This is a genomic window from Neobacillus drentensis (genome assembly GCF_036962765.1).
GTDB classification, from domain to species: domain Bacteria; phylum Bacillota; class Bacilli; order Bacillales; family Cytobacillaceae; genus Neobacillus; species Neobacillus drentensis_C.
In genome coordinates this window covers 1-7,907 of record NZ_JBALOS010000258.1, presented here as the reverse complement: position 1 = coordinate 7,907, position 7,907 = coordinate 1, and the positions used below count along the sequence as shown (strand labels likewise).

9 protein-coding genes and 1 other RNA gene are annotated in these 7,907 nt (G+C 38.3%); 5 read left to right on the top strand and 5 right to left on the bottom strand.

Annotation, left to right across the window (positions count from 1 at the left end; all coding sequences use genetic code 11):
• Positions 1–228: 228 nt before the first annotated feature.
• A non-coding RNA gene (gene ssrS / locus V7137_RS25695) (6S RNA) lies at positions 229–425 on the bottom strand.
• A gap of 56 nt (positions 426–481) precedes the next feature.
• The gene (locus V7137_RS25690) at positions 482–1,579 is read right to left on the bottom strand and encodes a M24 family metallopeptidase (RefSeq protein WP_335700703.1); all 1,098 of its coding nucleotides are present in this window, start codon (positions 1,577–1,579) and stop codon (positions 482–484) included.
• Positions 1,580–1,766: 187 nt separating this feature from the next.
• Between V7137_RS25690 and V7137_RS25685 the strand changes: the two genes are divergently transcribed.
• The 3 genes from V7137_RS25685 (at position 1,767) to V7137_RS25675 (ending at position 4,213) form a co-directional block, all read left to right on the top strand.
• The gene (locus tag V7137_RS25685; protein WP_218347916.1) at positions 1,767–2,447 is read left to right on the top strand and encodes a metal-dependent hydrolase; all 681 of its coding nucleotides are present in this window, start codon (positions 1,767–1,769) and stop codon (positions 2,445–2,447) included.
• A gap of 81 nt (positions 2,448–2,528) precedes the next feature.
• Positions 2,529–2,768 carry a hypothetical protein gene (locus V7137_RS25680; protein ID WP_335700702.1) on the top strand — a complete coding sequence of 80 codons (240 nt, stop codon included), beginning with the start codon at positions 2,529–2,531 and terminating at the stop codon, positions 2,766–2,768.
• Between the two features lie 125 nt (positions 2,769–2,893).
• Entirely contained in the window at positions 2,894–4,213 is a 1,320-nt protein-coding gene (locus tag V7137_RS25675) for a CBS domain-containing protein (protein ID WP_335700701.1), read from the top strand.
• Between the two features lie 118 nt (positions 4,214–4,331).
• On the opposite strand, the gene V7137_RS25670 is transcribed toward V7137_RS25675, so the two are convergent.
• Positions 4,332–4,643 carry a YtpI family protein gene (locus V7137_RS25670; protein ID WP_335700700.1) on the bottom strand — a complete coding sequence of 104 codons (312 nt, stop codon included), beginning with the start codon at positions 4,641–4,643 and terminating at the stop codon, positions 4,332–4,334.
• A gap of 96 nt (positions 4,644–4,739) precedes the next feature.
• On the opposite strand from V7137_RS25670, the gene V7137_RS25665 reads away from it, so the two are divergent.
• Positions 4,740–5,690, top strand: a complete 951-nt coding sequence (locus tag V7137_RS25665) for a DHH family phosphoesterase (RefSeq protein WP_335700699.1) — start codon at positions 4,740–4,742, stop codon at positions 5,688–5,690.
• 56 nt (positions 5,691–5,746) lie between these two features.
• Here V7137_RS25665 and ytrI read toward each other — a convergent pair whose 3' ends face one another.
• Both ytrI and V7137_RS25655 read right to left on the bottom strand, forming a co-directional pair.
• Positions 5,747–6,247: a sporulation membrane protein YtrI gene (ytrI, locus tag V7137_RS25660; protein ID WP_335700698.1), complete on the bottom strand. Its 501-nt coding sequence runs from the start codon at positions 6,245–6,247 to the stop codon at positions 5,747–5,749.
• A complete protein-coding gene (locus V7137_RS25655; RefSeq protein WP_218347910.1) occupies positions 6,244–6,582 on the bottom strand; it encodes a YtrH family sporulation protein in 339 nt (112 codons plus the stop codon). Before V7137_RS25655 ends, ytrI begins: the two co-directional genes overlap by 4 nt.
• A gap of 235 nt (positions 6,583–6,817) precedes the next feature.
• Between V7137_RS25655 and V7137_RS25650 the strand changes: the two genes are divergently transcribed.
• A partial coding sequence (locus V7137_RS25650) for a PHP domain-containing protein (protein ID WP_335700697.1) occupies positions 6,818–7,907 on the top strand: 1,090 nt, incomplete at its 3' end.

Sequence of the window (7,907 nt, the reverse complement as noted above, 5' to 3'; positions counted from 1 at the left end):
GAGTACTGTCCTTCATCGGGATTATGAAGGACAATTTAACCGGTTTTTTTACGAGTTTTGTCCTTCAATTGGAATATGAAGGACAAATCCTCGTTTTTTTATTTTGTTTTGTCTTTCATATGAATGTGTCTGCATTCTGTTGTGTGAGTTTCCGTAAATTGATGATAGCCCTTTTTTTACTTAAAAATAAAAACCAGTCCCTGAAAGGAACTGGTTTGAAGTACATACTATATAGCCGCATTTGCCGTATTAATATAAGAAAGTTTTAAACCACCACTCCTCAAAGTGGGTGTTCTCAGAAACTTTTCTTGCATGTCCTCCAAGTCTTATAGACAGAGGCTTGTCAATCCAGTTCCAATGGTTAAACTCCCTTTTACAGCTTAAAGGTTAAAACTTTATTATGACTACGAACAACGCAGCTTGTATAAGTATAATATCTCAATTCTGCCTAAATTTCAATGTAAAAATATCACAAATGAAATTATTTTATTATCTGCAATTCTTTCGGGAATCTTGTGAGAACTTTTGCCCCATCTGCCGTAATATAAACGTCATCTTCAATCCGGACACCGGCCACATTTGGAACATAAATTCCTGGTTCAATCGTGTATACCATACCCTCCTCGATAATGAGCGGGTTTGTTTCTGTTAGTGATGGATACTCATGAACACTAATTCCGAGACCGTGGCCCAGCCTGTGTGGAAAATAGTCCCCGAAGCCAGCTTCAGCAATAATTCGGCGTGCAGTAAGGTCTACTTCTGCGGCAGTTATCCCAGGTTTGCTGGCTTCAATAGCAGCGAGTTGCGCTTTTAATACAGTGTCATAGATTTCCTTTTGCTTATCATTAATGTCGCCATAGGCAACGGTCCTAGTAATATCTGAACAATACCTGTCAACAACCACACCTAAATCAAATAATACTAGATCACCTTTTTGGATTTTTGTTTCTCCAGGATTTCCATGGGGAGAAGCGGCATTGGCGCCGGTTAGAACCATTGTCGAAAACGACATCTCGGTCACACCCCTTTGTTTTAGAGCATACTCCAGGGCGTTTAGTATTTCCAACTCTGTTTTGCCTTCCTTGATTTCACTAGCACCAAATTCCACCGCATAGTCAGCTAGGGCACACGCCTCTTCAATAATTTTTAATTCCTTGGCATCTTTAATCATTCGCAGCATGCGCAATTTTTCTTCCGCTGAAACAAAGGATGCTTGCGGGAATAACCTTGAAAGATGTTCATATCGTTCGACGTTCATATGCTCTTTTTCAATCGCTGCTTTGGAGACACCATTTATTCTTTTTTGGATAGCATTTAGAATCATTTCCCATGGATTCTCGATGTCGCTATAGCCAAGAATTTCATGCTCCCAGCCAGAACGTTTCGCTTCAGGTACTTCCATTCCAGGGCAGACAAGGAAAGGCTCGTCCGTCTGAAAAATGGCTAGTGCAAGCAAGCGCTCATGGGGATTAGTGTAATATCCGCTCAAGTAAAAGACATTTTCGGAAGAGGTTAGAAAGGTAACTTCAATCTCGTTTTCCCTCATCCAGTTTTGAAGTTTAGTTAATCGCTGATTCATTTTAACTCCCCCTATGTAATTCATATTCTATATGAGAGTATCAATTAAAAGTTGAAATGTAAACTAACTGACGTTTTTGTCCTTCACCTTGCTTAAATTCGATTTATTAGGAATAAACTAGAAATATGGAAGGAATTCCAGTTATTGCATGGAAATATATTAGAGGAAAACGAGAGGAGCGAGTCTGATGAAAATTTCTTATCATGGACATTCAGTGGTGCAAATTCTATCGAATGGGAAGCGTATTTTAATTGACCCATTTATTAATGGGAACCAATTAACAGACCTGAAAGTGGATGAAATAAGGCCAGATGTTATTATTTTATCGCATGGTCACAATGACCATGTCGGGGATACGGTCGAACTGGCAAAGAAAAATAATGCTCTGGTAGTTGCCAACCATGAACTTTCCACTTATTTAAGTTGGCAGGGAGTTAATACCCATGGGATGCACATTGGTGGTGCCCATCAATTTGAGTTTGGCAAAGTAAAATTAACACAAGCCTTTCATGGATCAAGCTATACAACGGAAAATAATGAAATCATCTATTGTGGAATGCCTGCTGGGATTTTATTTATGAATGAAGACAAGACCATTTATCATGCTGGAGATACAGCGTTATTTTCAGATATGAAATTAATTGGCGAGCGCCATCCAATCGATGTAGCCTTCCTGCCTATTGGTGATAATTTTACAATGGGTCCTGAAGATGCGGCCTACGCTGCCAAGTTACTAAAAGCTAAAACAGTTGTCCCGATTCACTTCAATACATTCCCGCCTATTAAGCAGGATCCATTTAAATTTATTGACATGCTGGAAGATAAAAATGGCAGAGTACTCCAACCAGGCGAAGCCATTGAAATTTAAATATTCTAGATGATTTACATACTTTTTTTCCTCCAATATGCATAAATATGAACAAGCAGTCTTAAAGAGGAGGAATTAAAATTGAAAAAGAACAGATATTTCCTTTGCCTTTTACTCAGTGGCTTCTTGCTTTATTATGGGGTACCACGATTATCGATTCAGGCAGAAGGTGCCCAAGGAATCTTTTCGTTAGTCTGGCTTTCCTTTGCTTTAATCGTCATCGCTGGAAATCTTACTGGTTTGCTTTATAGTCCAAAAAGGCAAGGACAGAAGCTTCAATCGGATCGACGTCCAAGGAAGAAATCTAGGTCCTTTCATTGAGAATTAGGTATTATGTGAGAATCCGCATTGAATCAAGGCTTTTAACACTCTATAATAAATTTATATGTAATCCGGATTATTCGTAACTGAATGATTGGAATTTGACTATAAAAAGGGTGAAGGTCTTGGCCACAAAGCATGAACAAATTTTACAATATATTGATGGACTCCCGATTGGGGAAAAGATATCTGTCAGGCAAATTGCTAAGGCGATGGCCGTAAGTGAAGGTACAGCCTACCGTGCGATTAAAGAAGCGGAAAATAAAGGATATGTCAGTACGATCGAACGGGTTGGAACGATTAGAATTGAACGGAAGAAAAAAGAAAATATTGAGAAACTGACTTTTGCGGAAGTAGTAAATATTGTTGACGGTCAGGTATTGGGCGGAAGAACAGGCTTGCATAAAACACTCAATAAATTTGTGATTGGGGCCATGAAACTAGAAGCCATGATGCGTTACACCGAAGCAGGCAATCTATTAATTGTTGGGAACCGGACCCAAGCACATGAACTTGCCTTAAAAGCAGGCGCCGCCGTACTCATTACCGGGGGGTTCGATGCTGAAGATGATATCAAAAAGCTGGCTGATAACCTCGAAATACCGGTTATCTCAACAAGCTATGATACGTTTACTGTTGCTACAATGATTAACCGGGCTATTTATGATCAATTGATAAAAAAGGAAATTATTTTGGTTGAAGATATTTTAACTCCACTTGCTGAAACATTTTATCTCAAAACAACGGATAAGGTGTCCAAATGGCATGAGTTCAATCAACAAACGGCACATAGCCGCTATCCCGTTGTCGATCAAAACATGAAGATACATGGAATGGTGACAAGTAAGGATATTTTAGGTCAAGATATGGATACATCCATCGAAAAGATCATGACCAAACACCCGATGTCGGTTAATGGCAAGACAAGTGTGGCCTCAACGGCTCATACAATGGTCTGGGAAGGGATTGAAGTGCTTCCTGTTACGGATGAATCTAACCGGCTAGAAGGGATCATTAGCAGACAGGATGTGTTAAAGGCCTTACAAATGAACCAACGGCAGCCACAGGTTGGGGAAACGATTGACGATATCGTTACCAATCGAATGGTGTTAATGCAGGGAAGAGCAAAAGGAGAAGAAGTCTACTCTTGTGAAGTAACCCCGCAAATGACCAATCAGCTGGGCACCATTTCTTATGGTGTTTTTACCACCATCGTCTCAGATGCTGCCAACCGAGTATTACGAACCTATAAAAAAGGTGACCTTGTCGTCGAAAATATGACCATTTACTTTATAAAACCAGTTCAAATGGAAAGTAACTTAGAAATTTATCCGAAAGTCCTTGAAGTGGGGCGTAAATTTGGAAAAGTAGATGTAGAAGTTTTCAATGAAGGAATATTAGTCGGAAAAGCGATGATGATGTGTCAATTGTTGGATAGAAGTTAGAAAAGCGGAAGCGCTTAGGGGCTTATGACCCAGAGCCCCTAAGCAGTGGAGCTAGACAGTTTTCAAATATATCTTTAAAACAAAGCCGCTTCACTAAAATGCGAAGCGGCTTTTTATTTTATTTTTGCTGTTCAAAATTTTTCGCTTCCTCGATTGCGAAAGGAAGGTAGTGTTTATATTTTTTTAAACCGATCCAGGTGAATGTTGCCCCATAAATAATAAATACTGCAGCAACAATATAAGATACGGTTGTTTCGGAAATAAATAGTAAATGATTAAGACCAAATAACAATACAAAAAGCCCTAAAGCAATATTTGATTTAGCAGCAAGCCATTTCTTTTCAACTAAACGGTTGCTTCTGATGTATTTTGTTTTATAAAATAGGTAGAAAGCAAATAGTAGTGCAATTAATACAACAAGTACAAACATATTTTTTCCTCCAAGCATAGAAAATCTTCTATTATTGTACCTGTAAAAACAAAAAAATACCACCATGGTTTATGAGTAGGTAAAGGAGTAGTGCCCATGATTGAGCAAATATTAGCAGAGATTGAAAAATATGAAACGATAATTATACATCGTCATGTTCGTCCGGATCCGGATGCTTATGGTTCACAAGGCGGGTTGGCAGCAATTTTGAAAGAATCCTTTCCGGATAAAAAGATTTATGCAGTTGGTCAAGAAGAACCAACCCTTCATTACATGCGCAGGCTGGATGTAATTGATGATGAAGTATATAAGGGGGCATTAGTAATCGTTTGTGATACCGCAAATGTTGATAGGATTTGTGACAAGCGATACGCTCTTGGTGATAAATTAATAAAAATAGATCATCACCCTAATGAAGACCCATATGGTGATTTACTATGGGTGGATACAAATGCCAGCTCATGCAGCGAAATGATCTATGAATTTTATTTAAACGGAAAAGACAAAGGGTTAAAAATGAATGATGAAGCGGCGAGACTGTTATATGCTGGAATTGTCGGTGATACTGGAAGATTTTTATTTCCAAGCACAACAGAAAAAACACTTGGCTATGCCGGTGAATTGATTCATTATCATTTTTCTCGCACTGAATTATTTGACAAGATGTACGAACTGGATCTCAATATAATTAAACTAAACGGTTACATACTCCAAAATTTTGATTTTCAGCAAAACGGGGTTGCGTCTGTAAAGCTAACCAAAGAACTGCTAAACGAATACAATGCAAAACCAGCGGAAGCATCTCTTCTTGTCGGAACATTAGGGGATGTAAAAGGTATTAAAGCATGGGTTTTCTTCATCGAGGAGGACGCCCAAATTAGAGTCCGTCTTCGTTCAAAAGGACCGGTTATCAATGGAGTCGCACGCAAGTTTAAAGGAGGGGGACACCCACTGGCATCAGGTGCCTCCATCTATTCATGGAACGAAGTGGAAAATGTATTGAAAGCACTTGATGAGGTATGTGAAAATTATTCACTTAACCATTAAAAAAATCGGCCCTCGGAGTGGGGGCCGATTTTTTTAAACGGGTGTTTCCGCTTTTCTTATTCAAACTGAATCTCCAATTGTATCGTTAGGTTTGTATAAAAAACCATTTCTTTAACCTTAAGTTTATATCTTTTATCATTTATTTTTATGGGTTTATTTTCAATAATTTTTTTTAATAGGTCTTTACTTTTGTAGACTGTGTCGATATCCTTGGCAATCATCAAGCTAATATCATCTCTAACAGAATCCTCTGTTTCTAATACACTTAAAGAATCAAGTTTATATTTTTCCGAGTTTGTTATTCTAATATTGATTTTCTGAACGGTGATTTGTTCAATGTTTCGCTTGTTCATCTCTTTATATTCTTCCTGCCAAATCTTTTTCTCGTCATTTAGGTCCACAATCTCCTGCGCTTGTTTTCGAATTAATTCGGTGTTCTCTTCATGCCAGACTCCATAAATATATAAAAAAATGCACCAGCTAATCGCACCCCCAATGGCCATTCCTGCAAAAAAGCGCTGCCAGGCAGGTTTTCTATACAACGGTGGTATTCTCATGATGAGATATGCTCCTGGGTTAACCAATTAATAATCAGGGCTCCAGTCTGGGCACCGCCTAAAGCAGAAAGAATTAATAAAAATTGTTTAAATAGATCCTTTGTATCGGCGTTAAATAATCCCCTTTCAAAGGTATAAACTGCGTCAAACGTCCCGCCGATTGCAGATACAATAGCCCAAATTCGAAGAGCTGAAGATAAGCGATAAACGGTTGTCAGCGGCGGCTGCCCGGTTAGGAATGAAGCTATTCCCCCAATGAGTGCACCGCCAAGCACGACTCCTAAGGCAATAAAGTAGCTTTCTATAAAAGCAGGGAAAAATCCAATTTCTTTCATTTTGTCTACCGCCTCTACACATAGTCAAGACTCCATATTCATTTATATGGACAAACCAATGGAAATATGAATTTAGAGTCCTAAATTGAGAGGATTGTCTTGTTTCAAGGCCCCGCAGCTGGTCTACATCGCCTAAAGAGCGCGTCAACATTTTTCAAAATGAGAACATATTTTCTTTTTTATCGATCTCGTTCTATAATAGAGGAAGAGATTATGGAACTAAGGGTGTGACAATATGTCTTTTATTCACCTGCATGTATATAGTGCATACAGTTTATTAACAAGTACGGCATCTGTCCCGGATTTAATAAAAAATGCACAAGAAAAAGGGTTTTCTGCCATTGCCTTAACGGACAGAAACGTCATGTACGGAACAGTCGAATTTTATAAGTTGTGCAAACAAAATAATTTGAAACCGATTATCGGATTAACAGTTGATGTGGAGAGTGAGTACACCGCTAACGAATCCTATCCATTGATCTTACTCGCTGAAAATGATAGTGGGTATAAAAATCTTTTAAAAATATCAAGTACGGTACAAACCAAAACGGATAATGGAATTCCGCTAAAATGGTTGAAACATTATGCAGAAGGGCTTATTGCGATTACACCAGGTCTTGAAGGTGAAATCGAACAGTCAATCATCAATGACAACGAGAAAATGGCTAGAGATATTATTAAAAAACTAGATACCATTTTTGGCAGGGATAACTTTTTTCTTGCGATTCAAGATCACCAACTTGAACAAGAAACAAAAATCAGAAATAAGTTTAGTATGATTTCGAAGGAAATGAATGTTCCGCTTGTCGCTACTAACCAAGTCTTTTATCTAGAAAAAGAAGATATGTTTGCCCATGAGTGTTTGTTAGCAATCAAAAATGGTGATAAATTGCAGGACGAACAGAGAGAAAAGTTAGAAACGGATCAGTTCTATTTAAAAACAGCATCTGAAATGGTTGAGCGCTTTTCTAATGAACTAGATGCGTTAGAAAATACTATCCGGATAGCAAACAGATGTCAATTTAACATGGAATTAAACAGGACCTATTTACCTGCATTTCCAACAGAAAATGAGATTCCTGCAGAGGAATACCTTGATATGCTGTGTAAACAGGGATTGAGTGAACGTTTTCCCGCACCGTCTAAGGAGTATTTTGAACGGTTGTCCTATGAATTAGCGGTTATAAAACGGATGAAGTTTAGCAACTATTTTTTAATTGTTTGGGATTTTATGAAATATGCAAGAGAGCATGGGATTTTGACAGGACCGGGAAGGGGTTCAGCTGCCGGTTCATTGGTTGCCTATGTTTTATACATTACAGATG

Excerpts from the sequence above, each read along its gene's own strand:
- V7137_RS25690 (WP_335700703.1), bottom strand. The coding sequence starts at position 1,579 with ATGAATCAGCGATTAACTAAACTTCAAAACTGGATGAGGGAAAACGAG.
- V7137_RS25685 (WP_218347916.1), top strand. The coding sequence starts at position 1,767 with ATGAAAATTTCTTATCATGGACATTCAGTGGTGCAAATTCTATCGAAT.
- V7137_RS25670 (WP_335700700.1), bottom strand. The coding sequence starts at position 4,643 with ATGTTTGTACTTGTTGTATTAATTGCACTACTATTTGCTTTCTACCTA.
- V7137_RS25665 (WP_335700699.1), top strand. The coding sequence starts at position 4,740 with ATGATTGAGCAAATATTAGCAGAGATTGAAAAATATGAAACGATAATT.
- ytrI (WP_335700698.1), bottom strand. The coding sequence starts at position 6,247 with ATGAGAATACCACCGTTGTATAGAAAACCTGCCTGGCAGCGCTTTTTT.
- V7137_RS25655 (WP_218347910.1), bottom strand. The coding sequence starts at position 6,582 with ATGAAAGAAATTGGATTTTTCCCTGCTTTTATAGAAAGCTACTTTATT.